The 24,381-nt window shown below is 73.7% G+C and carries 25 protein-coding genes; 11 read left to right on the top strand and 14 right to left on the bottom strand.

Translation table 11 applies throughout. The annotated features are described in order from the left end of the window. Positions 1 to 89 precede the first annotated feature (89 nt). The 3 genes from ACFYM6_RS01435 to ACFYM6_RS01445 are packed head-to-tail and all read right to left on the bottom strand — an operon-like array spanning position 90 to position 1,361. Entirely contained in the window at positions 90 to 581 is a 492-nt protein-coding gene (locus ACFYM6_RS01435; protein WP_387271168.1) for a GNAT family N-acetyltransferase, read from the bottom strand. Positions 582 to 621: 40 nt separating this feature from the next. Continuing rightward, a complete protein-coding gene (locus tag ACFYM6_RS01440; protein WP_387271833.1) occupies positions 622 to 987 on the bottom strand; it encodes a VOC family protein in 366 nt (121 codons plus the stop codon). Between the two features lie 14 nt (positions 988 to 1,001). Next, on the bottom strand, positions 1,002 to 1,361 hold the full coding sequence (locus tag ACFYM6_RS01445) for a DUF1801 domain-containing protein (protein ID WP_387271170.1): 360 nt from the start codon (positions 1,359 to 1,361) through the stop codon (positions 1,002 to 1,004). Positions 1,362 to 1,471: 110 nt separating this feature from the next. On the opposite strand from ACFYM6_RS01445, the gene ACFYM6_RS01450 reads away from it, so the two are divergent. The 3 genes from ACFYM6_RS01450 (at position 1,472) to ACFYM6_RS01460 (ending at position 4,520) form a co-directional block, all read left to right on the top strand. Beyond that, a complete protein-coding gene (locus tag ACFYM6_RS01450) occupies positions 1,472 to 2,365 on the top strand; it encodes a LysR family transcriptional regulator (RefSeq protein WP_387271835.1) in 894 nt (297 codons plus the stop codon). A 162-nt stretch (positions 2,366 to 2,527) separates the two neighbouring features. Next, the gene (locus tag ACFYM6_RS01455) at positions 2,528 to 3,583 is read left to right on the top strand and encodes a MerR family transcriptional regulator (protein WP_387271172.1); all 1,056 of its coding nucleotides are present in this window, start codon (positions 2,528 to 2,530) and stop codon (positions 3,581 to 3,583) included. Between the two features lie 58 nt (positions 3,584 to 3,641). Then, on the top strand, positions 3,642 to 4,520 hold the full coding sequence (locus ACFYM6_RS01460) for an LLM class flavin-dependent oxidoreductase (RefSeq protein ID WP_387271174.1): 879 nt from the start codon (positions 3,642 to 3,644) through the stop codon (positions 4,518 to 4,520). A gap of 12 nt (positions 4,521 to 4,532) precedes the next feature. Here ACFYM6_RS01460 and ACFYM6_RS01465 read toward each other — a convergent pair whose 3' ends face one another. The 3 genes from ACFYM6_RS01465 to ACFYM6_RS01475 form a co-directional block, all read right to left on the bottom strand. After that, positions 4,533 to 4,967, bottom strand: a complete 435-nt coding sequence (locus tag ACFYM6_RS01465) for an ASCH domain-containing protein (RefSeq protein WP_387271176.1) — start codon at positions 4,965 to 4,967, stop codon at positions 4,533 to 4,535. 109 nt (positions 4,968 to 5,076) lie between these two features. Beyond that, positions 5,077 to 6,096: a hypothetical protein gene (locus ACFYM6_RS01470; RefSeq protein ID WP_387271178.1), complete on the bottom strand. Its 1,020-nt coding sequence runs from the start codon at positions 6,094 to 6,096 to the stop codon at positions 5,077 to 5,079. Between the two features lie 49 nt (positions 6,097 to 6,145). Continuing rightward, on the bottom strand, positions 6,146 to 6,694 hold the full coding sequence (locus tag ACFYM6_RS01475) for a phosphoribosyltransferase (RefSeq protein WP_387271180.1): 549 nt from the start codon (positions 6,692 to 6,694) through the stop codon (positions 6,146 to 6,148). Between the two features lie 197 nt (positions 6,695 to 6,891). Here ACFYM6_RS01475 and ACFYM6_RS01480 point away from each other — a divergent pair, with 197 nt between their 5' ends. The 4 genes from ACFYM6_RS01480 to ACFYM6_RS01495 all read left to right on the top strand — a co-directional run bounded on the left by ACFYM6_RS01480 (position 6,892) and on the right by ACFYM6_RS01495 (position 11,267). Continuing rightward, on the top strand, positions 6,892 to 7,539 hold the full coding sequence (locus ACFYM6_RS01480) for a septal ring lytic transglycosylase RlpA family protein (RefSeq protein ID WP_387271182.1): 648 nt from the start codon (positions 6,892 to 6,894) through the stop codon (positions 7,537 to 7,539). Between the two features lie 100 nt (positions 7,540 to 7,639). Further along, positions 7,640 to 8,767 carry a PP2C family protein-serine/threonine phosphatase gene (locus ACFYM6_RS01485; protein WP_387271184.1) on the top strand — a complete coding sequence of 376 codons (1,128 nt, stop codon included), beginning with the start codon at positions 7,640 to 7,642 and terminating at the stop codon, positions 8,765 to 8,767. 200 nt (positions 8,768 to 8,967) lie between these two features. Beyond that, on the top strand, positions 8,968 to 10,824 hold the full coding sequence (locus tag ACFYM6_RS01490) for an acyl-CoA dehydrogenase (protein WP_387271186.1): 1,857 nt from the start codon (positions 8,968 to 8,970) through the stop codon (positions 10,822 to 10,824). Positions 10,825 to 10,997: 173 nt separating this feature from the next. Further along, positions 10,998 to 11,267: a DUF6458 family protein gene (locus ACFYM6_RS01495; protein WP_073835076.1), complete on the top strand. Its 270-nt coding sequence runs from the start codon at positions 10,998 to 11,000 to the stop codon at positions 11,265 to 11,267. 77 nt (positions 11,268 to 11,344) lie between these two features. Here the strand turns inward: ACFYM6_RS01495 and ACFYM6_RS01500 are convergent, their stop codons facing one another. Next, positions 11,345 to 11,881, bottom strand: a complete 537-nt coding sequence (locus ACFYM6_RS01500; protein ID WP_387271188.1) for a SixA phosphatase family protein — start codon at positions 11,879 to 11,881, stop codon at positions 11,345 to 11,347. Positions 11,882 to 11,996: 115 nt separating this feature from the next. On the opposite strand from ACFYM6_RS01500, the gene ACFYM6_RS01505 reads away from it, so the two are divergent. Next, on the top strand, positions 11,997 to 12,284 hold the full coding sequence (locus ACFYM6_RS01505; RefSeq protein WP_073835074.1) for a DUF6458 family protein: 288 nt from the start codon (positions 11,997 to 11,999) through the stop codon (positions 12,282 to 12,284). A 90-nt stretch (positions 12,285 to 12,374) separates the two neighbouring features. On the opposite strand, the gene ACFYM6_RS01510 is transcribed toward ACFYM6_RS01505, so the two are convergent. After that, entirely contained in the window at positions 12,375 to 13,052 is a 678-nt protein-coding gene (locus ACFYM6_RS01510; protein ID WP_387271190.1) for a hemolysin III family protein, read from the bottom strand. A 107-nt stretch (positions 13,053 to 13,159) separates the two neighbouring features. Between ACFYM6_RS01510 and ACFYM6_RS01515 the strand changes: the two genes are divergently transcribed. Genes ACFYM6_RS01515 through ACFYM6_RS01525 form a run of 3 tightly spaced genes read left to right on the top strand, consistent with a single transcriptional unit; the run spans position 13,160 to position 15,343 of the window. After that, a complete protein-coding gene (locus ACFYM6_RS01515) occupies positions 13,160 to 13,765 on the top strand; it encodes an allophanate hydrolase subunit 1 (protein ID WP_387271192.1) in 606 nt (201 codons plus the stop codon). After that, a complete protein-coding gene (locus tag ACFYM6_RS01520) occupies positions 13,762 to 14,610 on the top strand; it encodes a biotin-dependent carboxyltransferase family protein (RefSeq protein ID WP_387271194.1) in 849 nt (282 codons plus the stop codon). Before ACFYM6_RS01515 ends, ACFYM6_RS01520 begins: the two co-directional genes overlap by 4 nt. Beyond that, complete coding sequence (locus ACFYM6_RS01525; protein ID WP_387271196.1) at positions 14,594 to 15,343, top strand: LamB/YcsF family protein; 750 nt, start codon at positions 14,594 to 14,596, stop codon at positions 15,341 to 15,343. Before ACFYM6_RS01520 ends, ACFYM6_RS01525 begins: the two co-directional genes overlap by 17 nt. A gap of 109 nt (positions 15,344 to 15,452) precedes the next feature. On the opposite strand, the gene ACFYM6_RS01530 is transcribed toward ACFYM6_RS01525, so the two are convergent. The 6 genes from ACFYM6_RS01530 to pdhA all read right to left on the bottom strand — a co-directional run bounded on the left by ACFYM6_RS01530 (position 15,453) and on the right by pdhA (position 24,318). Continuing rightward, positions 15,453 to 17,288 (bottom strand): NHL domain-containing thioredoxin family protein, encoded by a 1,836-nt coding sequence (locus ACFYM6_RS01530; protein WP_387271198.1) that lies wholly within the window; start codon positions 17,286 to 17,288, stop codon positions 15,453 to 15,455. A 119-nt stretch (positions 17,289 to 17,407) separates the two neighbouring features. Beyond that, positions 17,408 to 20,002, bottom strand: a complete 2,595-nt coding sequence (locus tag ACFYM6_RS01535) for a hypothetical protein (protein WP_387271200.1) — start codon at positions 20,000 to 20,002, stop codon at positions 17,408 to 17,410. A gap of 349 nt (positions 20,003 to 20,351) precedes the next feature. Further along, positions 20,352 to 20,489, bottom strand: a complete 138-nt coding sequence (locus tag ACFYM6_RS01540) for a hypothetical protein (protein ID WP_187413317.1) — start codon at positions 20,487 to 20,489, stop codon at positions 20,352 to 20,354. A gap of 225 nt (positions 20,490 to 20,714) precedes the next feature. Then, positions 20,715 to 22,145: a dihydrolipoamide acetyltransferase family protein gene (locus ACFYM6_RS01545; RefSeq protein ID WP_387271837.1), complete on the bottom strand. Its 1,431-nt coding sequence runs from the start codon at positions 22,143 to 22,145 to the stop codon at positions 20,715 to 20,717. 5 nt (positions 22,146 to 22,150) lie between these two features. Continuing rightward, positions 22,151 to 23,140, bottom strand: a complete 990-nt coding sequence (locus ACFYM6_RS01550; protein WP_387271202.1) for an alpha-ketoacid dehydrogenase subunit beta — start codon at positions 23,138 to 23,140, stop codon at positions 22,151 to 22,153. Continuing rightward, positions 23,140 to 24,318, bottom strand: coding sequence for a pyruvate dehydrogenase (acetyl-transferring) E1 component subunit alpha (gene pdhA / locus ACFYM6_RS01555; protein WP_387271204.1), 1,179 nt, complete (start codon positions 24,316 to 24,318; stop codon positions 23,140 to 23,142). Before pdhA ends, ACFYM6_RS01550 begins: the two co-directional genes overlap by 1 nt. Positions 24,319 to 24,381: the final 63 nt, after the last annotated feature.

Here is a 24,381-nt window from a genome sequence, read left to right on the forward strand (position 1 = left end):
GTTGAAAGCGCTGCTTATGTGCGTCAGCCAAGGCGACCCGCAGGCAGGCCGCGCCGGTCCGGCCTCGGCCTGCTGGCGGCCTCCGGCCCTCAGACGGGGGCGGCCAGGTCGCGGACGTGCCGGAGGCCGGGCTGGTCGTTGAGTAGCACCTCACCAGCCGGGACGAACCCGGTACGCCGGAGGACCGCGAGCGACGCCGGGTTCGCCAGCGCGGCGGAGGCGACCAGCCGGCGCAGCCCGTACTCGTCGCGGGCCAGCTCGCAGACCTGGCGGACGCCGTCCTGCGCGACGCCCCGGCCGGTCGCCCGTTCGGCCACCCGGTAGCCCAGCTCGGCGCTGCCGTCGGCGACGTCCACCAGGTTGAATCGCCCCAGCACGGTGCCGTCGTCGTCGACCAGGACGTGGAACTGGCATCGGCCGGTGGCCTGCTCCGCGAGCAGCGCCGCGTGCCGGGCGGTGAACTCCCTGAAGTAGTCGTCGCCCCGGTCCGGCACGGTCCGCGCGAAGTACGCCCGGTTCTCCCGCTCGAAACGGAGCAGCGCGGGAGCATGGTGGACGTCGAGTCGCTGGAGTTGAGGCATCGCGCCACGCTAACGGACAGCCGCCCGCCGGCAACGACGGCTACTGCGGGTAGCAGCGCAGCTCGACGGTGTTGCCGTCCGGGTCGCGTACGTAGATCGAGGTGCCGGTGCCCCGGGCGCCGAAGCGTGGCACCGGCCCGGTCAGCACGGTGAACGCGCCGGAGTCGAGCACCGTCGACCAGTCGACGGGTTCCACCACCAGGCAGATGTGGTCGACGTTCGACCCGGTCGGCTCGCCGCGTACCAGGTCGATGATCGTCTCGGGGCTGACGCGTACCGAGGGGAAGGGCACCTCGCCGGCCCGCCAGCGGTCGACCCGTACCGGCGCCAGGCCGAGGGTGCCGCAGTAGAAGTCGAGCGAGCGTTCCACGTCCGTGACCGTGAGGACCAGGTGGTCGAAGGCCATCACCCGCACCGCGCTCACTGCGCCTCCTCCAGGGCGTACGCCTGTTGGAGCCAGCCGGCGAACAGGTCCGGGTCGATCTCGTCGATGGTCCGGAGCTTGACCGAGGCCATCCGCCGCGCGCCCGGAGTGAGCCGGCCGGAGGCGTCCGCCACGTCCTGCCCCCGCCACAGCCCGAAGGTGACGTACGACGGGTACGCCTTGACCAGGCAGACCGGCGTCTTCCCCGGCCGGTCGCCGAGGCCCCAGACCGGGTGGCCGTGCCACATCGCGCCGCTGGCCTCGGGCAGCGCGGCGTCGATGACGGTCCGGAGCCTCTCGGCGGTCTCGCGCAGCGGGGCGTCGAGGCCAGCCAGGTAGTCGATGACGGGGTCCATCAGGTTCCTTTCCTCGAAGGGGTCGCCCTCCACCCTCGTCCGGACGCCGTCGCCGACCAAGCCGCGATCGGACTACGATCGTTGACCCGGATTCAACGATGGGAGTGGGCGTGCTGGAGCGGTACGAGATCGAGACGTTCCTGACCCTGGCCGAGGAGCTGCACTTCGGGCATACCGCCGAGCGGCTGCGGGTGACCACAGGACGGATCAGTCACGTGATCCGGAAGCTGGAACGCCGGATCGGTGCGCCACTCTTCGAGCGCACCAGCCGGGTCGTCCGGCTCACCCCGATCGGCGCCCGCCTCGCCGAGGAACTGCGCCCGCTGGTGGCCGGCATGGAGGACGCCGTCCGGCGGGCCGTCGAGGCCGGGCGTGGCCTCTCCGGCGAGCTGCGGGTGGCCTTCGTCGGCGAGTCGACCGCGCCGGTGCTGCTGCGTGCCGTCAGCCTCTTCACCGAGCGTCACCCGGAGTGCGTGGTGCACGTCCACGAGGCGCCGCTGGCCACCACCCGGTCGAGCCTGCGCGACGGCACGGTCGACGTGCTCATCGCGTCGTACCCCTTCGACGGCATGGCGAACGGCCCGGCGCTGCTCCGCGAGCAGCGGGTGCTCGCGGTGGCCGCGGACCATCCGCTGGCCGGCGAGGAGTCGGTGTCGCTGGAGGCGCTGGCCGAGCATCCGGTGGTGCAGTATCCGGCGGTGACCTCCGCCGAGTTCAAGCGGGACCGCACCCCGGAGCGCACCCCGTCCGGCCGGCCGGTGCCGAAGGGGCCGGTGGGCGAAACCTTCTCCGAGATGCTGTCCCTGGTCGCGATGGGCCGGGGGGTGCTGCCGGTGGGTGCGGAGACCCGCCGCTACTATCCCCGGCCGGATCTGGCGTACGTGCCGATCCGCGACGCGCCGCCGATCCGCCGCGGGCCGGTCTGGCGGGAGAGCAACACCACGGCCCGGGTACGCGAGTTCGTCCGCGCCGCGGTCGACGCCAACCCCGCGTCCGGCGACTGACGGTATCGGACCCGGTTGGCAGCATGCCCGGTGTGCGGGACGAGATCGGGGCGCTGACGCCCGGCGACGAGCTGGCCGAACTCACCCCTTGACCTTGCCCTTGCGGCAAGCCCGAGCGTGGTCCGTGCCGGTCGCCGGGACCGGCACGAGGAGGATGCGTCCGTGGAGCTGCTGACCATCGGGGCGTTCGCCCGCGCGGCGCGGCTGACGCCGAAGGCGTTGCGGCTCTACGACGAACTGGGGCTGCTGCCGCCCGCCGCCGTCGACCCGCACTCGGGCTACCGCTACTACGCGCCGGCCCAGCTCGACCGGGCCCGGCTGATCGCCGCGCTGCGCCGGGCCGGGATGCCGCTCGCGGACATCCGGGCCGTCTGCGGCCTGCCACCCGACGCGGCGGCCGGGGCGGTCGACGCCTGGTGGCGCCGGGTCAGCGCCGACACCGCGGCCCGCGGACGCGTCGTCGCGCTCCTCGTCGACCAGCTCTCCGAGAGGGGCACCACCATGTCCGAACCCACCCTCCGGTACGCCGTCCGCTGCGAAACGGGCGCGGTCCGGGACTCCAACGAGGACACCGCGTACGCCAGTCCGAGCCTGCTCGCCGTGGCGGACGGCATGCGCGGTCCGGGCGGGGCCGCCGCCAGTGCCGCCGCCGTGGACGCGCTCCGGCCGCTGGAACTCTCCGCCGCGCCGGCCGCCGAACTGCTCGCCACGCTGGCCGACGCGGTGGCCGCGGCCGACCGCACGGTACGTGCCTCCGCCACCAACGGGCACCAGCCGGGCACCACGCTCACCGCGATCCTGCGGCGCGGGTCGCAGCTCGCCCTGGTGCACGTCGGGGACACCCGGGCGTACCTGCTGCGCGGGGGCGAGCTGGTCCGGCTGACCCAGGACCACACGTACGTGCAGTCGCTGGTCGACCAGGGCCGGCTCAGCCCGGCCGAGGTCGCCGCACACCCGCAGCGGGCCCTGCTGGTGCGGGCACTGGGGACGGGTGCGCAGGTCGAGGCCGACCTGGCGCTGCGGACCGCGATTGCCGGTGACCGGTACCTGCTCTGCTCCGACGGGCTCTCCGCGGTGGTCGCCCCGGAGGCGCTGCACGCCGCGCTCGCCGGGGCGGACGATCCGGAGACCGCCGTCGGGCGCCTGGTCGACCTCGCGTACGCGGCGGGCGCGCCGGACAATGTCGCCTGCGTGGTCGCCGACGTGGTGACGGCGTAGTACGGACCGGGTCGGCCGGCCCGCTCGGTCCGGCCGGCCAGGCCGTACCCTGGCGATCATGCGGATTGGCATCGTGATCCTGCCGGACCAGCGCTGGTCGGAGTCCCAGCGGCGCTGGCGGCAGGCGGACGAGTGGGGCTTCGACCACGCCTGGACGTACGACCACCTGGGCTGGCGGGATCTGGTCGACGGTCCCTGGTTCGACTCGATGACCACGCTGACCGCCGCCGCGACGGTGACCTCCCGGATCCGCCTGGGCACGCTGGTCGCCTCGCCGAACTTCCGGCACCCGGCGGCGTTCGCCCGGCAGGTGACCACCGTGGACGACGTCTCCGGCGGCCGGCTGCTGCTCGGCATCGGCGCGGGCGGCATCGGGTTCGACGCCACCGTGCTCGGCGGGGAGACCCTGCCGCCCCGGCAGCGGGTCGACCGGTTTGCCGAGTTCACCGAGCTGCTGGACCTGATCCTGCGGGAGGACGGCACCACCTGGCGGGGCGAGTGGTTCGCCGCCGTGGACGCGCGGAACAATCCCGGCTGCGTCCAGCAGCCCCGGGTGCCGTTCGTGGTCGCCGCGAACGGGCCCCGGTCGATGCGCCTGGTCGCCCGGTTCGGGCAGGGGTGGGTGACCACCGGGCTCGGCGGCGACGACCTGGAGAGCTGGTGGTCGTCGGTCGCGGACCTCGCCGGCCGGATGGACGAGGCCCTGGAGCGGGCCGGCCGGGACCTGGCCACCCTGGACCGCTACCTGTCGCTGGACTCGGCGCCGGTCTTCTCGCTCGGCAGCGCGGACTTCTTTGCCGAGCAGGTCGCGCGGGCCGGCCGGTTGGGCTTCACCGACGTGGTGACGCACTGGCCCCGGGCCAGCAGTTGGTACGCCGGCGACGAGGCGGTGCTGGTGGAGGCGGCCGGCCTGCTGCCCGAGCTGCGCCGGGTCTGATCCCCCGCGGGGTCAGGTGCCCAGGTCGCCGGTGCTGATGCCGCCGTCCCCGGCGGACACCAGCCGGAACCGGATGCAGACCACCTGGGAGTCGTCGTCGACCGCGAAGCCCTCCCGAGCCCAGTAGCGGCGGTGCCCCTCCCGCCACTCCTCGATCGACCGGTCACCCTCCCCTTCCGAGCGGGCGAAATCCCAGGAAACGTCCGCGAAGCGGACCACCTCCACGCCGGTGACCTCGACGAGGCCGACCAGCGCGTCGTGGTCGTCGACCAGGACCAGCCGTTCACCGACGTGCTCCAGTTCCTCGTTCTCGTCGGCGTACTCGCTGGTCAGCAGGCCGGCGGTGGCGGTCTTCACGCCGGCCAGCACGAGGGTGTTGAGGTTGGCGCGCATCTCGCCGGGCGTGCCGAGGGCGAGCGTGCGAAGTCCACCGATGCGGGGCCACATCCTGCCGAGGCTACTGGCGGTGCGGTGGCCCGTCGCGGGATTTCGTCCGCCCCACGCCTCGACGCCCAGCCTGGGACAGGGCGGGCCCTGCACGGTCGTCGAGGCTTCGTCAGATGAGCTGACCGGCGTAGCCGGCTGCCGCGAGGACCCGGGCATCGCCGGTCGCCGCGTGCGCGTCCAGCACCGCGTCGGCCAGCTTCACCACGTGTGCGTCGCCGTGCCGGGCCGCCCGGGCGAACACCTCCGCCGGCCCTACCGGCGTGACCGCCGGTGGGGCGGCCGGCGCCGGAGGGGCGTACACCGAGGTCACGGCGGCCGTGGCCGACCAGGCCGCGGCGACGCTCGGCGCCCAGAGCGCCGGATCCAGAGCCGGCAGCGTACGCAGCACCGCGGTCGGCGCGGTCACCGCGTGCACCAGCATCACCGGGTTGCCGTGCCCGAACCGGAGGTAGTCCAGGCCCGCCCGGTGCACCAGCTCGGTGAGGGTCCGCTCGGCCTCTGCCGGGCCGTCCGGCGGGCGCAGCGCCGCCACCGCCCCGGGCCAGTCCGGTACGTCGGGCAGCCGGCCCAGCCGTTCCCGGATGCCGCCGCTCTGCTCGGGGATCCGGGGCACCCCGGCCAGCGCCGCCACCACGCCGGACCGGCCGGTGAGCGGGCCGGCCCCGGGCACCGGCTGCCAGCGTGCGGCCCAGTAGCCGAGCGCCTGGCCCAGCTCGGCGAGCCTTTCCCGGTTCACCCCGTCGGCGCGCAGCACCCGCACCGCGTGCCCGACCCGGATCACGCCGTGGGTGGCGCCGGCCGCGATGCCCGGCAGCAGCCGTGGCCACCAGGTGCCCAGCACCTCCCGCCAGGGGCGTTCACGCACCTCCCGGTCGAAGTGGGCGAGCCAGTCGCCGGCCCGCTTCGGGTCGCCGAGCGCGGTCGGCCAGTCGTCGATCGGTCGCAGTCCGCGGGGCCGCTCGTCCAGCTGGCGCAGGTAGTCGTCCAGCCAGCGGTGCACCCGTGCGCCGTGCCCGTGCCGGACCATCGCCTCGACCGCCATCGGGCCGTGGTTGGAGAGCCAGCCCTCGAACTCCGGGCCGGTGCGGTGCAGTCGTTGGTACGCCTCGTCCAGGATGCCGTCGTCCATGTGGCGATCCTCGACGTTCAACCGTGCTTGAGGTCAATACCGCCGTCGCTCAGGGCAGCTGGTCGGGGCTGAGCAGCGTACGCAGCCGGAGCCGCTCGGCCACCTGCGGCGGGCAGGTCGCCACGACCGCGGCGGCGCCGACCGGCTCCGCCCCGCTGTCCCGGACCACCCGCTGGAGCGCGTCGAGCTGGGCGCCGGTGGCCACCCAGTCGTCGACGAGCAGCACCCGGTCGCCGGGGCCGAGCCGGCGGGCGTCCGCGCCGATCCGCAGTCGCCGGCCCCGGTAGTCCGGTGGCGTCTCGGCCCAGCGCATCGGGCCGACCCGCCGCCGCCCACCGTCCTGCTTGTACGCCGGCAGGAAGCCGGCGCCGGCGGCCACCGCCACCAGCGGGCCGAGCAGCAGCCCGGTCACCTCGGGGGCGACCACGACGGTGGGCCGGGCGTCCGGGAACAGGCCGGCCAGGGCCGGTCCGATGCCGGCCAGCACCCCGGGATCCCGCCACCAGCCGGACATGTCGCTGACCAGGTGACTGCTGTCCGGACCGGGGTCGACCCAGCGGAACAGCTCGACGAGGCGGTGGCTCAGCACGCCTCCCATCCTCGGGCACCGACGCCAGACGATGCGGCACCGGCCCCGGCCAGCGACCCTTCGTCCGTTCGGATGAGGAATGTTCACACGAGTGGATAGACGTATCGGGGTAAATGCGGGCATAGCACTATGATCACGTTGACTTCGGAAGTGCTTCTCTCGTTACGGTCCGAGCCGGTTTGCTCCGCTGACGAAAGGACCGCGCGGTGGCTGGTAGGCACCTCCGTACCCGCAAGTTCTCCTCGCCCGCCGGCATCGCCGCCACCGCGGCCGTCGGCGTGCTGCTCGCCGTCGGCGGCACCGTCGGCGCGGTGCGGCTCACCTCGGGTGAGCCCGCGGCCGGGCCCGCCGTCGCCGAGGCCCTGCCCAGCGCCGTCGTCCCCACCTCGGCGGCCTCGTCCCCGAGCGCGTCGGCCTCGCCGAGTGCGTCCGTATCGCCGAGCCTCAGCCCGTCGCCGAAGGCCACCCCCAGCCCGAAGGTGACCCGTACCAAGGCGGCCTCCCGGAGCCTGACCCGGACCGCGAGCCCGAAGCCAACCGCGAAGAAGACCACCCCCGCGCCGAAGGTGGTCGACAGCGGCTCCTGCGGAGCGTCCTTCTACGACGAGGGCCAGATGACCGCGAACGGGGAGACGTTCAACCCGAACGCCATGACCGCCGCGCACAAGACCCTGCCGTTCGACACCAAGGTGCGGGTGACCAACCCGGCCAACGGCAAGTCCGTGGTCGTCCGGATCAACGACCGCGGCCCGTTCGTCGCCGGCCGGTGCCTGGACCTGTCCCGCGCCGCCTTCGCGGCCATCGCCTCGACCGACCTCGGCGAGGTGACCGTCCGGTACGAGGTCCTCGGCTGACCGGGTGACCGACGGCGATCGTGCCGCCGGAACGGTCCGGCCGGGCAGAATACCGTCGGACGACGGGTCAGGTTCATTCACCCGTTCACCTCCATCAGGCATGCTGTCCGATGTACGCACGCAACCCTTCCAGTCGGGCCCCCGCCCGCTGAGCCCCGGATCCCGCGCCGGCCTCGGCGCGGCCCTCGGGCTGCTCGCAATCGTCTCCGCCGTGGAACTGGCGGACGGCCGGACTGCGCACTTCCTCGCGCTGATGGCCGCCGCCCCGTTCCTCGCCGCCGCGCTGGCCTCCTGGCGGGTGGTGCTCGGGGCGGGTGTCCTCGGCACGGCGATCGGAGGGTCCTTCGCCCTCGCCGATCCGGCCATGTCCCTGGTCACGGCGGTCAACGTCGCGGGCATCGCGCTGGCCACCGCGATCGCCACCGCCGTGGCGGCGGCCCGCCAGCGCCAGTCGGAGCGGATCGCCGAGCTGTCCCGGCTCGCCTCGGTCGCCCAGCAGGCGGTGCTCCGGCCGCTCGGTCCGCAGGTGGGCACCCTCGCGGTCGCCGCCCGGTACATCTCCTCCACGGCCACCGCGGTGATCGGGGGCGATCTGTACGAGGTGATGGACACCCCGTACGGCGTCCGCATGATCATCGGCGACGTCCGCGGCAAGGGGCTGGACGCGGTCCGGCTGGCCAGCATCGTCCTCGGCTCCTACCGGCACGTGGCGTACGAGCGGGCGGACCTGCGCGCCGTGGTGACCGATCTGGACCGGGCGGTGGCCCGCAACGTGGGCGATGAGGACTTCGTCACCGCCGCGCTGGTCGAGGAGCGGGGCGGCACGCTCACCATCGTCAACTGTGGACATCCGCCACCGCTGCTGCTGCGCGGAGGCGCGGTGATCCCGCTCGAACCGCCCGCGCCCGCGCCCCCGCTCGGCTTCATGCCGGTGGTCCGACCCCGGGTGGAACGGCTCGAACCGGGCGACCGGCTGCTGCTCTTCACCGACGGGCTGGGCGAGGCCCGGCGGGACGGCGAGTTCTTCCCGACCGCCGACCGGGCGTGGCGGCTGCTCGGCCACGGCACGGTGGCCGACGGCCTGGCCTCGCTGGAGACCGCCCTGGTCGAGTGGGTGCACGGCCGACTTGACGACGACATCGCGCTGGTCCTGATGGAATACGGCGGCCCGGCCAGCGGCGCGAAGGCGCCCGTGCCGAGCTGGGAGGTCGGCGCGGCGGAGAGCTGACGGTCCAGCGAGCGCATCCTTCGTCGGCCGACGGGCTGCTCGTGCTGGTCGCGGCCGCACTGCTGCGCGAGTGGCCGCAGGCTGAACCGGGGGTGTGTAATCGCCGTCACTTCGGTGATCGGCTTGTCGCTGGCTACCGGTGAGTAATAGAGTCTCAGTTACTGATCGGTAATATCTGTCCGGAAGCGGGGCCAGCGAGCATGACCCACTACAAGAGCAACCTTCGGGACCTCGAGTTCAACCTGTTCGAGGTCTTCGGGGCGGACCGGACGTTCGGCCAGGAGCCGTACACGGACCTGGACGTCGACACCGCCCGCAGCTTCCTCTCCGAGGTCGACCGCCTGGCCCGCGAGGACCTGGCCGCCAGCTACTCGGACAGTGACCGCACGCCGCCGGTCTTCGACCCCGCGACGCACACCGCGCCGCTGCCGGAGTCGTTCAAGAAGTCGTACCAGGCGTTCATGGACTCGGAGTTCTGGCGCCTGGACCTCCCCGAGGCCCTCGGCGGCACCAACGCCCCGCGGGCGCTCTGGTGGTCGCTCGCCGAACTGGTGCTCGGCGCCAACGCCCCGATCTGGATGTACGCCTCCGGCCCGTCCTTCGCGCACGTGCTGCACGTCGAGGGCACCGAGCAGCAGCGGAAGTGGGCCAGGCTCTTCATCGAGAAGCAGTGGGGCTCGACCATGGTGCTCACCGAGCCGGACGCCGGCTCGGACGTGGGGGCCGGTCGCACCCGGGCCATCCCGCAGCCGGACGGCTCGTGGCACATCGAGGGCGTCAAGCGCTTCATCACCTCGGGTGAGCATGACCTCTCCGACAACATCGTCCACTACGTGCTGGCCCGCCCGGTCGGCGTGGCGGGTGCCGGCGGCCCCGGCACCAAGGGCCTTTCGCTCTTCGTCGTGCCGAAGTACCACTTCGACGAGGAGACCGGCCAGCTGGGCGAGCGCAACGGCGTCTTCGCCACCAACGTCGAGCACAAGATGGGCCTGAAGGTCTCCAACACCTGCGAGATGAACTTCGGCGAGCACGGCGTTCCGGCCAAGGGCTGGCTGCTGGGCGACAAGCACGACGGCATCCGGCAGATGTTCATGATCATCGAGTACGCGCGGATGATGGTCGGCACCAAGGCGATCGCCACCCTCTCCACCGGCTACCTGAACGCGCTGGAGTACGCCAAGAACCGGGTGCAGGGCGCCGACCTGACCCGGTCGACCGACAAGACCGCCCCGCGGGTGACCATCACCCAGCACCCGGACGTGCGCCGCTCGCTGCTGCTGCAGAAGTCGTACGCCGAGGGCCTGCGGGCGCTGGTCTGCTACACGGCCGGCTGGCAGGACAAGGTCGCCATCGCCGAGGCGGCCGGTGACGAGCAGGCCACCAAGCTGGCCAAGCGGGTCAACGACCTGCTCCTGCCGCTGGTCAAGGGCGTCGGCTCGGAGCGGGCGTACGAGCTGCTCGGGCACGAGTCGCTGCAGACCTTCGGTGGCTCGGGCTTCCTTCAGGACTACCCACTGGAGCAGTACGTCCGGGACGCCAAGATCGACACCCTCTACGAGGGCACCACGGCGATCCAGAGCCTCGACCTGATCTTCCGGAAGATCGTCCGGGACAACGGCAAGGCCCTGCTGGCGGTCGCCGGTGAGATCCAGGAGTTCATCACCTCCGAGGCCGGCAACGGCCAGCTCAAGGAGGAGCGGCAGGCGCTCGGCAAGGCGCTCGCCGAGATCCAGAACATCCTCGGCGTGCTGACCGGCTGGCTGGGCGAGGTCCAGGGCGGCGACGCGCGGGCCCTCTACAAGGTCGGCCTGAGCAGCCGCCGGTTCCTGCTGGCGATCGGCGACCTGGTGGTCGGCTGGCTGCTGCAGAAGCAGGCCGACGTGGCCTTGAAGGCGCTCGGTGGCGAGGTCTCCGCCGCCGACAAGGCGTTCTACACCGGCAAGGTGGCCGCCGCCCGGTTCTTCGCCCGCGAGGTGCTGCCCCGCATCGGCGCCGACCGGCGGATCATCGAGGGCGCCGACGTGGAGATCATGGACCTCCCGGAGGAGGCGTTCTGATCCCCCGTGGGGTGATCCGACCGGTTCGACGGCGGCGGCCGGTGAGCGGAGAGCTCGCCGGCCGCCGCCGTTTGTTTCGCCGCCCGGCCGGTAGGCCGGCCGCCTGACGGGTAACCATCGCGGACCACGACAGGACACGCCCAAGAGCCATCGCACGGGGGAGTGCAGCGCACATGGGCATTGGAAGCGGAATCTTTCTCATCGCCGTCGGCGCGATCCTGACCTTCGCCATCCGGGCCAACGTCTGGTGGATCGACCTGCGTGCGGTCGGTTGGGTGCTGATCCTGGCCGGGCTGGCCGTCCTGCTCACCACGCTCTGGTTCTGGCAGGACCGGCGCAAGCGGGCCCGCACGCTGATCGTGGAGGAGAACCGGCTCTCCCACCCGACCGCGATGATGCCCCCGCCACCCGATCCGCCGCCGCCCACGGCGCCGCCGTCCTGACCTTGGGCGTGCGGAACCAGTGCTGAGAGGGGCCCCTTCTTCATCCGAGGCGTGAAGAAGGGGCCCTTCGCTGCGCCTCAGCCGCGGGCGGTGTGGCGGGCGGTGATGGGTGCGCCGCCCGGTCCCAGGTTCGTCCAGCTGGTGGTCGGGCGGTGCGCCACCAGATCGGTGGTACGCAGCCCGTCCGGGTCCGCCCGCTCCGGGTCGAGTAGTGCCGAGAGTAGCGAGATGCCCGGGTTGTGGGCGATCAGCAGGACCGTGCCGGTCTCCGGCGGGACCGCCCGGACCAGGGTCAGCAGATCCTCCGGCTGCCCCTCGTACGCGGTAGCCGCGTAGCGCACCACCGGCGACGGGCCGGCCGGTCCGCCCTCCGGCGGGGAGCCCGTGATGCCCAGCGCCACCCCGTGCCAGGTCTGGCGGGTACGCCGGGCCGTGGAGCAGATCACCACGTCGGGGAGGAGGGCGTGCCGGGCCAGCCAGGCTCCGGCCGCCGCGGCGTCGGCGTGCCCCCGCGCGGTCAGCGGGCGTTCCGCGTCCGGGACGTCCTGGGACTGTTCGGCCTTGGCGTGCCGGAGCAGCACCAACGTGCGCTCCTGGTTCCTGCCCTCCGTCATGGGCTCAGCTTGCCTGATTCGCGATCGGACCGCCTGGGTAAGTCGATGGGTGCCGCTACCTCAGCCATGGCCGCGGCGGTAGGAAACGCCAGCAGAACGCCAAGGAGGCGACGTCATGGGCATCGGTGCCAGCATCTTCCTCATCGCGCTGGGCGCGATCTTCGCGTTCGCCATCGACGCCAACCTGGGATGGCTCAACCTGAACGTCGTGGGCTGGGTGCTCATGCTCGCCGGTGTCGTCGGGCTGCTCATCACGCTCTACTTCTGGAACAACCGCCGCCGTACGGTGGTCGCCCGGCCGGTGCGCGAGCGGGTTGTCGCCGAGCCCGTCGTGCCGGTGCAGGACGACCGGGTCGTGCGGGAGGAGTACCGCGAGGTGCGCCGCCCGGGCTACCCGGCCTGAGCCATTCCGAGACCGTCGAGGGCTCCGCGCCGCGCCGGTGCGGGGTCCTCGCACGTTTCCGGGGCCGCCCGGGCGGCCGGGCCACCGCGCTCAGGCGAACAGGGCGAAGTAGATCGCGATGTGGTGGCAGATCGCGGCGGCCAGGGTGCAGGCGTGGAAGAACTCGTGGTGGCCGAAGACGGTCGGCCACGGGTTCGGCCGGCGCAGCGCGTAGAAGACCGCGCCGACGCTGTAGATGGCGCCGCCGACGATCAGCAGCACCAGGGCGGTGATCCCGCCGGCGTGCAGGATCTGCGGCAGCATCGCCACCGCGACCCAGCCGAGCGCGAGGTAGAGCGGCGCGGAGACCCAGCGCGGGGCGTGCGGCCAGATCATCTTGAGCGCCACCCCGAACAGCGCTCCGCCCCATACCAGGGCGAGCATGATCTCGGCCGGACGTCGGTCGAGCAACAGCGCGCAGAACGGGGTGTACGTGCCGGCGATGAACACGAAGATCATCGAGTGGTCCAGCCGGCGCATGATCTGGTAGCCGCGCTCGGACCACACTCGCCGGTGGTAGAGGGCGCTGGTGCCGAAGAGGCCGCACACGGTCAGGCTGTAGATCAGGCAGCTCACCAGGGGTGCCCAGCCGGGACGGGCGGCCGCGATGGAGCACAGCACGATGCCGCAGACGAGCGCGACGAAGAACGCGTAGGTGTGCAGCCAGCCGCGCATCCGGGGTTTACCGATGTCGACCGGCTTGAGCCGAAGCGGTGCGGAGGTGGTCACGCCAAATAGGTTACGACACCGTAGGTTACCTACAAGTAGTGCGTACCGTCCCGCCTCCTGAACGGCTGGCGGACCCCGGTGGACGGATGATCCGCGAGGATGACGGGATGCGGATCAGACCCGTCGGCGCCCACGCCCTGCTGCTCGACTGCGACGACCCCGACCAGGTCCAGGCGTGGCGGACCGAGCTGTGGCGCCGGCGGGCGGCAGGTGAACTCAGCGCCGTCGAGATCGTCCCCGCGGCGGCCACGGTGCTGCTCGACGGCGTACCGGACCCGCAGGCGGCCGCCGCGCGGATCGCCGGGTGGACCCCGCGGGCCGACGCCGTCCCGGCCGCCGCCGCCGAGGTCGAGGTCCCCACGGTGTACGACGGGGCCGACCTGCCCGCCGTCGCCGGGCACTGGGGCGTCGACGTGCCCGCCGTGGTGGACCGGCTACGGCGTACCGACTTCCGGGTGGCGTTCTGCGGGTTCGCGCCCGGGTTCGCGTACCTGACCGGGCTGCCGGCGGAACTGGCCGTGCCCCGGCTGGCCACCCCGCGTACCCGCGTGCCGGCCGGGTCGATCGCGCTGGCCGGCCCGTACGCCGGGATCTACCCGACCGCCTCACCCGGCGGCTGGCTGCTGGTCGGACGGACCGACCTGGTGCTCTTCGACGTGCACGCCGACCCGCCGGCCCGGCTCACCCCCGGCACCCGGGTCCGGCTCACATGATCGAGGTGCTTCGGGCCGGTGCCCTCACCACCGTGCAGGACCAGGGCCGGCCCGGGTACGCCCACCTCGGCGTGCCCCGCTCCGGCGCGCTCGACCCGGCCGCGCTGCGCCTGGCCAACCGGCTCGTCGGCAACCCGGAGACCGCCGCCGGACTGGAGATCACCCTGACCGGCTGCGCGCTCCGCGTCACCCGGGCCGTCACCGTGGCGCTCACCGGCGCCGAGGTGGACGTCCACGCCGACCGGAGGGCGGGCGACCTGGGCCGGCCGCTGTCCCTGCCCGCCGGGGCGGTGCTGCGGATCGGTCCCGCCCGCGCCGGGCTGCGTACCTGGCTGGCCGTGTCCGGCGGGATCGACGTGCCGCCGGTGCTGGGTAGCCGCGCCACCGACACGCTCTCCGGCCTCGGCCCGCCCCCGGTACGCGACGGCGACCGGCTGCCCCTCGGCCGGCCCGCCGGCCACCCCGCCCCGGTGGACGTCATCGCCGCCCCGCCCCTCCCCGACGAGGTGCGGCTGGCCGTCCGCCCCGGCCCGCGGCACGACTGGTTCACCCCGGCCGCCCTCGACCTGCTGTTCACCACCCCGTACGCGATCAGCCCGGCGAGCAACCGGGTCGGCGCGCGACTGGTCGGCGCGGCGCTGCCCCGCGCGGTGCCCGGCGAGTTGCCCAGCGAGGGCCTCGTCCTCGGCGCGGTGCAGGTGCCGCCCGACGGCCAACCCCTGATCTTCCTGGCCGACCACCCGACCACCGGCGGCTACCCGGTGATCGGGGTGGTGGACGACGTGACGCCGCTCGCACAGGCCCGACCAGGGACTACGGTGACGTTCCATGGACCTCAACGCTGACCTCGGCGAGGGATTCGGCATCTGGCGGCTCGGTGACGACGAGGCGCTGCTGGACCTGATCACCTCCGCCAACGTCGCCTGCGGCTTCCACGGCGGCGACCCGTCCACGATGCACCGGGTCTGCGCCGGCGCCGCCGACCGCGGGGTCGCGGTCGGCGCCCAGGTCGGCTACCGGGACCTCGCCGGCTTCGGCCGGCGACACATCGCGTACGACTTCGCCGAGCTGCACGACGAGACGATCTACCAGCTCGGCGCGCTGGACGCCTTCTGCAAGCTGTTCCGCACCCGGGTGCGCTACCTCAAGCCGCACGGCGCGCTCTACCACGCGGCGGCCTGTGACGAGGCGCAGGCGGCCGCGCTGGTTGCCGCCGTCAGCCGGTACGACCACGAGCTGCCGCTGCTCTGCCCGCCCGGCTCGGTGCTCGCCCAGCTCGCCGTCGGCGCCGGCCTGCGCGTGGTGGCCGAGGGCTTCGCGGACCGCAACTACCTGCCCAACGGCTCACTGGTGCCCCGGACCGCCGGCAACGCGCTGGTCAGCGACCCGGAGCAGGTGGCCGCCCGGGCGGTCCAGATGGCCACCGAGCGGACCGTGGTCGCGGTCGACGGCAGCGTCGTCCCGTGTTTGGTCGAGTCGATCTGCCTGCACGGGGACACCCCGGGCGCGGTGCGCTGCGCCGAGCTGGTCCGGGCCGCCCTCATCGACGCCGGGGTGCCCCTCCGCCCGTTCGCCTGACTCCCGTCGCCCGTCACCCGCGTCAAGATTCGCGCAACTCCAGCGAAAGAGTCCCCTCAGCTCGCGAGCAGGCGACAGTTTCCGGGAACTGCGCGGATCTTGAGCGCGGTCAGGCCTCGTCGAGGCCGCGGAGGATCAGCGGGAGGCGGGTGGTGCCGCCGTCGACCACGCGCACCGGTACGCCCCAGTCCTGCCGGGTCAGGTGGCAGGCCGCGTGCTCGACGTCCGCGTCGCAGGTGGCCGCCTGGGCGGTCACCTGGAGCACGCCCTGCGCCACGGCACCGTTCAGCACCAGCCGGCGGGACAGGTCGGTGGTCGTACCGGCCCCCTCGACCAGCAGCTCCGGCGGGGAGGCCGACACCACCAGCCGGGTCGACGGGCCGTACGTCTCGTCCAGCTTCTGCCCCGGCGCGGGCGTGAAGATCACGTCGAGGGTCAGCTCGCCGGCCGCCACGTCGGTGGGCCTGCGCTCAAGCTTGTGCCGGGGGCCGTCCACGGTGTTCGCGCCGGCCGCGGTGAGCGCCCCCGGGGCCAACCGGGTCAGCCGGTGTGCGGCCGACTCGACCACCAGCACCGCACCCTCGGCGGTGAGCACCACGTCGCTCGGCTCGGCCAGCCCGTCCGCCACCGTGGCGACCTGCTCAGTCTCCGGGTCGAAGCGGCGCACCGCGCCGTTGTACGTGTCGGCGATCAGCACCGAACCGTCGGGCAGCGCGCACACCCCCAATGGATGCTGGAGCAACGCCCGGTCGGCCGGGCCGTCGACGTGGCCGAAGTCGAAGAGTCCCTGCCCGACGGAGGTGTGCATCACGCCGGCCTCGACGTACCGGACGGAGCTGGTCTCGCTGTCGGCGATCCACAGTCGGGTGCCGTCGGCCGAGACCGAGAGGCCGGAGGGCTGGGCCATCCAGACGTCCGGCAGCGGACCGTCGCGCAGCGCCTCGACGGTGGTCCCGGCGTACACGCCGGCGGTCCGCTTGATCGGGTCGAACCACCAGAGCTGGTGGATGCCGGCCATGGCGATGACGACCTTGTCGTCGAACCAGGCGACGTCCCAGGGCGAGGAGAGGTCGACCGAGAGTGCGTCGTGGGCGTGGTCGTCGACCGTCGAGCGCCACTGCCGCCCGGTGCCGGCGACCGTGACCACCTCGCCGGTGGCCAGCTTCACGCCGCGCAGCAGGTGGTTGACGGTGTCCGCGACGACGAGGTCGTACCCGGCCACCTCGGCGACGTGCCCGGGAAGCAGGCAGAGCCCCTGCGGCTCGGAGAAGGTGGCACTCTCCGCCGGGCCGTCGTCGGCTCCCCGCGGACCCGAACCGATCCGGCGGAGCACCTTCTCGCCGTCCGGGGCCAGCTCGACCAGGGAGTGCCGGGCCGAGTCGGAGACCAGCAGGTTGCCGCCGTCGAGCACGACGGCCTTGCCGGGGAAGCGCAGTGTCGTCTCCGGTTCGGCCGGCGGCACGTACGGGCCCTCGCCCCGGTGCAGGGTGCCCTTCGCCTCGTGGGTGGCGATCAGCTCGTCGATCAGCCGGGCCAGTCCCTCGGCGTGCCCCTCGCCGGCCATGGTGGCGACCACGTACCCCTCGGGGTCGACCACCGAGAGCGTCGGCCAGGCCTTGGCCGCGTACTGCTGCCACATGTCCAGTTCGGGGTCGTCGAGCACCGGGTGGTGCACGCCGTACCGCTCGACGGCCGCCGCCAGCGCCTCCGGGTCCTTCTCGTGCTCGAACTTCGGCGAGTGCACGCCGATCACGACCAGGACGTCGCCGTACTTCTCCTCGAGCGGGCGCAGCTCGTCGAGCACGTGCAGGCAGTTGATGCAGCAGAAGGTCCAGAAATCGAGCAAAACGATCTTGCCGCGCAGGTCGGCCAGGGTGACGGCCTTCCCGCCGGTGTTCAGCCAGCCCCGGCCGCGCAGCTCAGGTGCCCGTACTCGTGCGCTCATGCCTTCAGTCTGCCGGACCGCGGGCCCTGATTCGGCCGGCACCCCCGGCGGGGTGGATCACATCCGGGACGGACGACGGCGGGGCCACGGACCACCGTGACCCCGCCGTCGGAGAGCCGCTACTTGCCGGCTGGCTTGAGGCAGAGCACCCGGTTTCCCTCGACGCCCTGCAGCTCCACGTGCGGCTGCGTCGGCTCGGCGCACTGGTCCTTGCTGTCGACCTTCGAGAGGACCTTGAACGCGCCCGGCTCGGCGCAGTCGGCGTCCGCCGCGCCCGTGCCGGACTGCTTGATGCAGGCGCCCACGGCCGGGTTGAACGGAGCCGGCTTGTCGTCCCCGCCGATCTTGCCGAGCAGGGTGAGCAGGCCGAGCGGGACGGCGAGGATCAGCACCGCCGCGATCAGCACGGCCGCCAGCACCCGGCCGTTGCGGACCTTCGGCGTGGGCGCCTCGGTCTTCGGCTCGGCCTCCGGCTTGAACGCGTCGAAGCGGCCCTGCTCCGGCTCGTTGGCCGGGCCCTGCTGCCAGGCCGGCGGCGCCTGCTGGGGCGGCGGCGGGAACGGGGGCGGGAACCCGCCCGGGCCCGGTTCGCCCATCGGTCCCTGCCCGGGTGCGGCAACCGCCGCGCGACCGCCCCCCGGCGCGTACGGGTCACCCGGGCCGGCGGGCGACCCGCCGAACGGGTCGTGCGGACCGCCGGGCCCGCCGTACGGGTCACTCGGGCCGGTGCCGCCGAACGGGTCGGGGTGACCGCCGGGAGCGCCGTACGGGTCGGGGTGACCGCCGGGAGCGCCGTACGGGTCGGGGTGACCGCCGGGAGCGCCGTACGGGTCGTGCTGGCCGCCGGCGTGCCCGTCGTTCTGTGGGTGCACCCCGTTCACCGGGCGGGTGCTGCCGGGCGGGTTGGCGAAGGACGGCACGCCGGGCGGGAACGGCGGCGGGGCAGCGGGCGAGGACGGCGGGGCGGACGGCACCGGGGGCGCCGCGGCGAAGCCGTGCGGACGGTCCGGCTCGTCCGTCCGCGACAGCGGGCCGTGCTCGTCGAAGCGCGGGCCCGGCTCCGGGAAGCCGTCCGCTCCGGGGGCCTCCTCCGGCTCGGGGCGGGTGGGCCGGCCGTACACCCGGGGCTGCGGGGCCGGCACGCCGGCCGTGTGCAGGGCCTGGTCGGCCGGGGGCGTCACCCGGCTGGTCACCGGCACCGAGGCGCTGGCGGAGACGTGACCGCCTGCCTCCGGTGAGGTACGCGGACCCGGCACCACCGGTCCGGCCGGCGACTGGTGCTCGTCGTGCGCCGACTCCGGCGCACCCCAGCCGCCCGACTGCTCCGCCTCGTACGGGTCCCGGTCGGTCGGGGCGAACTGCGCGGGAGGCACGTAGTCGGCGGGCGGCGCCGCGGCCAGCGCGGCGCCCGGCACCCGCTGCTCCTGCGGCGGGAGGGGCACGGCGTTGGCCGGGGAGATGCCCGGACCCGGGGCCGGCTGGTAGATCGGCGACTCCTCGGGCTGGGCCTCGGCGGCCCGGCCCCACGCCTCGCCGGGCGCCCACGGTGCGGCGTCCGGAATGGCCGGTCGTTCGGGCGTCCACGATGCGGGGCCGTCCTGGTTGTCGCCCCAGGCCGGCGAGTCGGGGGACGGGACCGAGGCGCTGGCCCGGGCCGGCGACTCCGCCGACGGCCAGGCCCCGGACTCGGGCCGGTCGCCGGGCGGCGGGACGGCGGCGGAGGCCCAACCGGGCTGCTGGCCGGCCTCGGTGGCCCGGCCGGCGGCCCAGCCGCCGGACCGGTCCGGGTTGTCGTCGTGCGGGGCGGCCGCTCCGGTGTCCCAGCCGCCCGAGCGGGCCGGGTCGTCCTGGCCGGGCCAGGCGTTCTCGGCCGGCACACCCGGTACGGAGACCTTGGCGGCGGCGCGGGCGGGCGGCTCGGCGGGCGACCAGGCGGGGGTGCCGTGCTCGCCCGGCTGGCCCCAGGCCGGCTGGTCCTCCTGCGGGGCGGTGCCCCAGCCGCCCGAGCGGTTCGGGTCGTCCTGCTGCTGGGCGCCGGTCCCGACGGCCCAGCCGCCGGAGCGGTCGTCCTGCGGGCTGGCCGCGGCGGGCCAGCCGTCCGAGCGCGCCGGGTTGTCGTCCTGCTGGCCGGTGGCCCACGCCTCGTGCGGGGCCGTGGCCGGCGCGGGGACCGAGGCGGCGCCGCGGGCGCCCGCCTCACCGGACTGCGCCCAGGCCGGCTGCTCGCCGGGCGAACCGGCCGGCGGAGCGGCGGCGGCCCAGGCGGGCCCGCCCGGCGCGGCCCCCCAGGCGGGTGGGCCGGGCTCGGCGGAAGCATTCGACGGGCCGGCGGCCCAGGCGGGCGCGCCCTGCTCCTGGGAGGCAGTCTGCGGGGCGGCGGTCCAGTCGGGCGTGGCCTGCTCCTGGGCTCCCCAGCCCGGCTGCGCGGGGCCACCCCAACCCTCGGCGGGCGGCGGCACCTGCGCGGTGGCCCGGCCGGCGGCCTGGCCACCCGGTGGCGCCCAGGCGGCGGGCTGGTCGTCCGGTGCGCCCCAGGCGGGGGCCGACGGGGCGGGCCGCCCGGCCGGTGGCGGCGGTGCCCAGCCGAGGTCGGGAGCGCCGCCGTACCCGTTGCCCTGCTGCGCCGGGCGGTCGCCGTACGGTGCCGGTCCGCCGGCGCCCGACGACGCCTCGCCCGGCTCCTGGCCAGGGCGGTTCGGGGCCTCGGACGTCATGGGTACGCCTCCTCCATCACATGTCGGCCACCGATACCGATCGGGACCGTCGGCCGGTTGCCGGCGTTGCCGGCGGGTAACCGGCCGTGCGGGCTCCCCGCACCGTATCGGGTGGCCGCCCGGAGGCGCCTGGGGGAGCCCCGGTCGCCACTTACCGTGACCGGATGTTGTCGATCGGCTTCTGTCAGTGCGATCGGTCCAGCGGCGGGCGGGTGGCGACCGAGCCCCACCGTACCGGGCGGTGCGGCGAGGTGGAATCCCGGTGCCAATCGACGTGAAACGCCGAAGACCCGCCCGGGGTGACCGGGCGGGTCTTCGAACTGGAGGAGGTGAGGAAAGTCTGGGGGCGTCAGCTCATGTGACGCTGGGCGATGGCGAGAAGCTCCTCGCGGACCGCCGGGGAGTTGGCGGAGCGCAGCGCCTGCTCGATGGCGCGGGCGCGGCGGTTGGCGTCGCGGCGGGTGCGGATTCGCTCGATCATGCTCATCTGGGTCTCTCCTCCTGGCTATTCGGTTGTCAGCCCCTTGATGTCTCTTATTGAAGCACGTAACGCGGCCAGCTTCCATCGATTATTAGGTGAGCTGAGCCACGCGCCGAAGGATCGTAGGCCGCCTCCCTTCCGCCGCCGACGATTTCGTCCCCCAAACGGCAACGGCCGGTGTGCCGGGCGTTCACCCGTGGCACACCGGCCGTTGCCTGGTGTCGTGGACCGTCAGGTCCAGGCGAGCAGCGCCGCCTCCGGATCGGCCAGGAAGTCCCCGATGTCGCGGAGGAACTTCGAGCCCAGCTCGCCGTCGATGATCCGGTGGTCGAAGGAGAGGCCCAGCGTGGTGACCAGGCGGGGCTTGACCTTGCCCTTGTGCACCCACGGCAGCTCCCGTACGGCGCCGAAGGCGAGGATGGCCGACTCGCCCGGGGGCAGGATCGGCGTGCCGGTGTCGACGCCGAAGACGCCGACGTTGGTGATGGTCAGCGTGCCGCCGGACATGTCGGCCGGGGAGGTGCGGCCGGCCTTCGCCGTCTGCACCAGCGCGGTCAGGGCGTCCGCCAGCTCGCGCAGCGAGAGCCGGCCGGCGTCCTTGATGTTCGGCACGATCAGGCCGCGCTCGGTGGCCGCCGCGATGCCCAGGTTGACGTAGTCCTTCACCACGATCTCGTCGCCGGCCCAGGCCGAGTTGACCATCGGGTGGCGCTTGACCGCCAGCAGCACCGCCTTGGCGACCAGCAGCAGCGGCGAGACGCGGACGTCCCGCCACTCGCGCCGCTCGCGGAGCCGGTCCAGGGCCTTCATCGCCCGGGTCACGTCGACCGTCAGGAACTCGGTGACGTGCGGCGCGGTGAACGCCGACCGGGACATGTTCTCCGCGGTGAGCTTGCGTACCCCCTTGACCGGGATGCGCTGCTCGCGGTCGGCGCCGAAGCTCGCGGCCACCGGGGCCGCGACCGTCAGCGGCTCGGCCGCCGCCGGGGCCGACGCGGCCCGCTGGACGTCCTCCCGGGTGATCGAGCCCAGCGGGCCCGAGCCGGCCAGCGCGGCCAGGTCGACGCCGAGGTCCTTGGCGAGCTTGCGGACCGGCGGCTTGGCCAGCACCGGCCCACCGGCCCGGCCGGTGCCGTTCACCACCGGAGCGGGCGACACCGGAGCCGGAACCGGGGCGGCCTGGACCGGGGCCGCGGCGGCCTGGGCCGGGACGGCACCCTTGCGCGGCCGGCGCTTGGCCGGCGCGTTCCGCGGGCCGTAGCCGACCAGCACGGCGGTCCGCCCGCCCGGTGCCGCGCCGCCGATCAGGCCCGGTTCGACCATGCCCTCCTCGGGCGCGATCTCGACGGCGGCCAGCGAGGCCGCCGACGGGGTGGGCAGGCCGGCGGTCGTGGACTCCTCGATCGGCCCGGCGCCCGGGTCGGTGTCGATCGCGATGATCGGGGTGCCGACCTCGACGGTGGCCCCCTCCGGGTGGAAGATCGCCTGCACCTGGCCGGCCCACTTCGCCGGGATCTCGACCGCCGCCTTGGCGGTCTCCACCTCGACGATCGGCTGGTTCAGCTCGATCACGTCGCCCACCTTGACCAGCCAGGCGAGGATCTCGCCCTCGGTCAGGCCCTCGCCCAGGTCGGGGAGGTTGAACTCTTTGATCCGGGACATCGCGCTCACCAGCCGAAGGTGCGGTCGACGGCGTCGAGCACCCGGTCGAGGTCGGGCAGGTACTCCTCCTCCACCCGGGCGGCCGGGTAGGGGGTGTCGAAGCCGGTAACCCGCAGCACCGGGGACTCCAGGGAGTAGAAGCACTCCTCGGTGATCCGGGCCGCGATCTCGGCACCGAGACCCAGGTTGCCCGGGGCCTCGTGGACGACCACGCACCGCCCGGTGCGCTTCACCGACTCGTACGCGGAGGTCAGGTCCAGCGGGGAGAGCGAGCGCAGGTCGATGACCTCCAACTCCCGGCCGTCCTCGGCGGCGGCGGTGGCCGCGTCGAGGGCGGTGCGGACCATCGGGCCGTACGCCAGCACGGTGGCGTCGGTGCCCGGCCGGGCGACCCGGGCGGCGTGCAGCGGGTACGCCTCGGCCAGCGGGGCGTCGACGTCGACCTGGCCCTTCTCCCAGTAGCGCCGCTTCGGCTCCAGGAACACGATCGGGTCGTCCGAGGCGATCGCCTGCTGGATCATCGAGTAGCCGTCCTGGGGGTTCGCGCAGGTCACCACCTTCAGGCCGGCGGTGTGCGCGAAGTACGCCTCGGGCGACTCCGAGTGGTGCTCGACCGCGCCGATGCCGCCGCCGTACGGGATCCGGATGACCATGGGGATCCGGACCTTGCCCTGCGAGCGGTAGTGCATCTTCGCCACCTGCGACACGATCTGGTCGTACGCCGGGTAGACGAAGCCGTCGAACTGGATCTCGCAGACCGGCCGGAAGCCGCGGATGGCCAGGCCGACCGCGGTGCCGATGATGCCGGACTCGGCGAGCGGGGTGTCGATCACCCGCTGGTCACCGAAGTCCTTCTGCAGGCCGTCGGTGATCCGGAACACGCCGCCGAGCTTGCCGACGTCCTCGCCCATGATCACGACCTTCGGGTCGTGCTCCAGGGCCTTGCGCAGGCCGGCGTTGAGGGCCTTGCCGAGGGTGAGCGTCTCCGTGGCCATCAGTGCGCGCTCCCCTCGAACGACTCCAGGTACTTGGTGAACTGGGCCCGCTGCTCGTCGAGCTCCGGGGACCCGGTGGGGTAGACGTGGTCGAACATGGTCACCGGCTCCGGGTTCGGCATGGCGAGCACCCGCTCGCGCAGGTGCACCGACTCGGCGCGGGCCTGCTCGTCGACCTCGGCGAAGAACGACTCGTCGGCGATCCGCTGCTTGGTCAGGAACGCCTTCATCCGGGCGATCGGGTCCTTGGCCCGCCAGGCCTCGACCTCGCTGGCGATCCGGTAGCGGGTCGGGTCGTCGGAGGTGGTGTGCGCCCCCATCCGGTAGGTGTATGCCTCGATCAGGCTTGGGCCCTGGCCGTGTCGCGCGTTGTCCAGCGCGTGCCGGGTCACCGCGTACGACGCGAGCACGTCGTTGCCGTCCACCCGGACGCCGGGGAAGCCGAAGCCGCCCGCCCGCTGGTAGAGCGGGACGCGGGTCTGCCGCTCCAGCGGCTCGGAGATGGCGTACTGGTTGTTCTGGCAGAAGAAGACCAGCGGGGCGTTGAAGACGCTGGCCCAGACGAACGCCTCGTTGACGTCGCCCTGGCTGGTGGCGCCGTCACCGAAGTACGCGATCACCGCCTCGCCGTCGTCGCTGCCGGTCTTGCCGTCCATGGCGACACCCATGGCGTACCCGGTCGCGTGCAGGGTCTGCGCCCCGATGACGATCGTGTACATGTTGAACTTGAACTCGTTCGGGTCCCAGCCGCCCTGGTCGACGCCGCGGAACAGGCCGAGCGGCATGATCGGGTCGATGCCCCGGCAGTAGAGGACGCCGTGCTCCCGGTAGGTGGGGAAGGCCATGTCCTGAGTGCGCAGCGCGCGGCCGGAGCCGACCTGCGCCGCCTCCTGGCCAAGCAGGCTGGCCCACAGGCCCAGCTCGCCCTGGCGCTGCAGCGCCGTGGCCTCCGCATCGAGCTTGCGGACCAGCACGAGGTCGCGGTAGAGCCCGCGGTACTCCTCGTCGGTGAAGTCGACGCGGTACTCGGTCCCGTCCGGGCCGAGTGCGCTCTCGATCCGCTCGCCCTCGGGCGTGAGCAGCTGTACGAGTTCCGGCTCGCCTGCTGCGGCGGCACGCTTGGAACGGGGTGCGGCCCGCCGGCCGCGGCTGGTGACCCCGGGGTCGCCCTTTGCCATCCGTCTCTCCCTGTCTGGTCTGCGCCGGCGCCGGGGGTGACCCGTGCCGCGCACATCGTGCGC

This window comes from Micromonospora sp. NPDC006431, from assembly GCF_042870725.1.
In the GTDB taxonomy this organism is placed as follows: domain Bacteria; phylum Actinomycetota; class Actinomycetes; order Mycobacteriales; family Micromonosporaceae; genus Micromonospora.

Excerpts from the sequence above, each read along its gene's own strand:
- ACFYM6_RS01435 (WP_387271168.1), bottom strand. The coding sequence starts at position 581 with ATGCCTCAACTCCAGCGACTCGACGTCCACCATGCTCCCGCGCTGCTC.
- ACFYM6_RS01440 (WP_387271833.1), bottom strand. The coding sequence starts at position 987 with ATGGCCTTCGACCACCTGGTCCTCACGGTCACGGACGTGGAACGCTCG.
- ACFYM6_RS01445 (WP_387271170.1), bottom strand. The coding sequence starts at position 1,361 with ATGGACCCCGTCATCGACTACCTGGCTGGCCTCGACGCCCCGCTGCGC.
- ACFYM6_RS01460 (WP_387271174.1), top strand. The coding sequence starts at position 3,642 with ATGCGGATTGGCATCGTGATCCTGCCGGACCAGCGCTGGTCGGAGTCC.
- ACFYM6_RS01465 (WP_387271176.1), bottom strand. The coding sequence starts at position 4,967 with ATGTGGCCCCGCATCGGTGGACTTCGCACGCTCGCCCTCGGCACGCCC.
- ACFYM6_RS01470 (WP_387271178.1), bottom strand. The coding sequence starts at position 6,096 with ATGGACGACGGCATCCTGGACGAGGCGTACCAACGACTGCACCGCACC.
- ACFYM6_RS01475 (WP_387271180.1), bottom strand. The coding sequence starts at position 6,694 with ATGGGAGGCGTGCTGAGCCACCGCCTCGTCGAGCTGTTCCGCTGGGTC.
- ACFYM6_RS01485 (WP_387271184.1), top strand. The coding sequence starts at position 7,640 with ATGCTGTCCGATGTACGCACGCAACCCTTCCAGTCGGGCCCCCGCCCG.
- ACFYM6_RS01490 (WP_387271186.1), top strand. The coding sequence starts at position 8,968 with ATGACCCACTACAAGAGCAACCTTCGGGACCTCGAGTTCAACCTGTTC.
- ACFYM6_RS01495 (WP_073835076.1), top strand. The coding sequence starts at position 10,998 with ATGGGCATTGGAAGCGGAATCTTTCTCATCGCCGTCGGCGCGATCCTG.
- ACFYM6_RS01500 (WP_387271188.1), bottom strand. The coding sequence starts at position 11,881 with ATGACGGAGGGCAGGAACCAGGAGCGCACGTTGGTGCTGCTCCGGCAC.
- ACFYM6_RS01505 (WP_073835074.1), top strand. The coding sequence starts at position 11,997 with ATGGGCATCGGTGCCAGCATCTTCCTCATCGCGCTGGGCGCGATCTTC.
- ACFYM6_RS01515 (WP_387271192.1), top strand. The coding sequence starts at position 13,160 with ATGCGGATCAGACCCGTCGGCGCCCACGCCCTGCTGCTCGACTGCGAC.
- ACFYM6_RS01520 (WP_387271194.1), top strand. The coding sequence starts at position 13,762 with ATGATCGAGGTGCTTCGGGCCGGTGCCCTCACCACCGTGCAGGACCAG.
- ACFYM6_RS01525 (WP_387271196.1), top strand. The coding sequence starts at position 14,594 with ATGGACCTCAACGCTGACCTCGGCGAGGGATTCGGCATCTGGCGGCTC.
- ACFYM6_RS01530 (WP_387271198.1), bottom strand. The coding sequence starts at position 17,288 with ATGAGCGCACGAGTACGGGCACCTGAGCTGCGCGGCCGGGGCTGGCTG.
- ACFYM6_RS01535 (WP_387271200.1), bottom strand. The coding sequence starts at position 20,002 with ATGACGTCCGAGGCCCCGAACCGCCCTGGCCAGGAGCCGGGCGAGGCG.
- ACFYM6_RS01540 (WP_187413317.1), bottom strand. The coding sequence starts at position 20,489 with ATGAGCATGATCGAGCGAATCCGCACCCGCCGCGACGCCAACCGCCGC.
- ACFYM6_RS01545 (WP_387271837.1), bottom strand. The coding sequence starts at position 22,145 with ATGTCCCGGATCAAAGAGTTCAACCTCCCCGACCTGGGCGAGGGCCTG.
- ACFYM6_RS01550 (WP_387271202.1), bottom strand. The coding sequence starts at position 23,140 with ATGGCCACGGAGACGCTCACCCTCGGCAAGGCCCTCAACGCCGGCCTG.
- pdhA (WP_387271204.1), bottom strand. The coding sequence starts at position 24,318 with ATGGCAAAGGGCGACCCCGGGGTCACCAGCCGCGGCCGGCGGGCCGCA.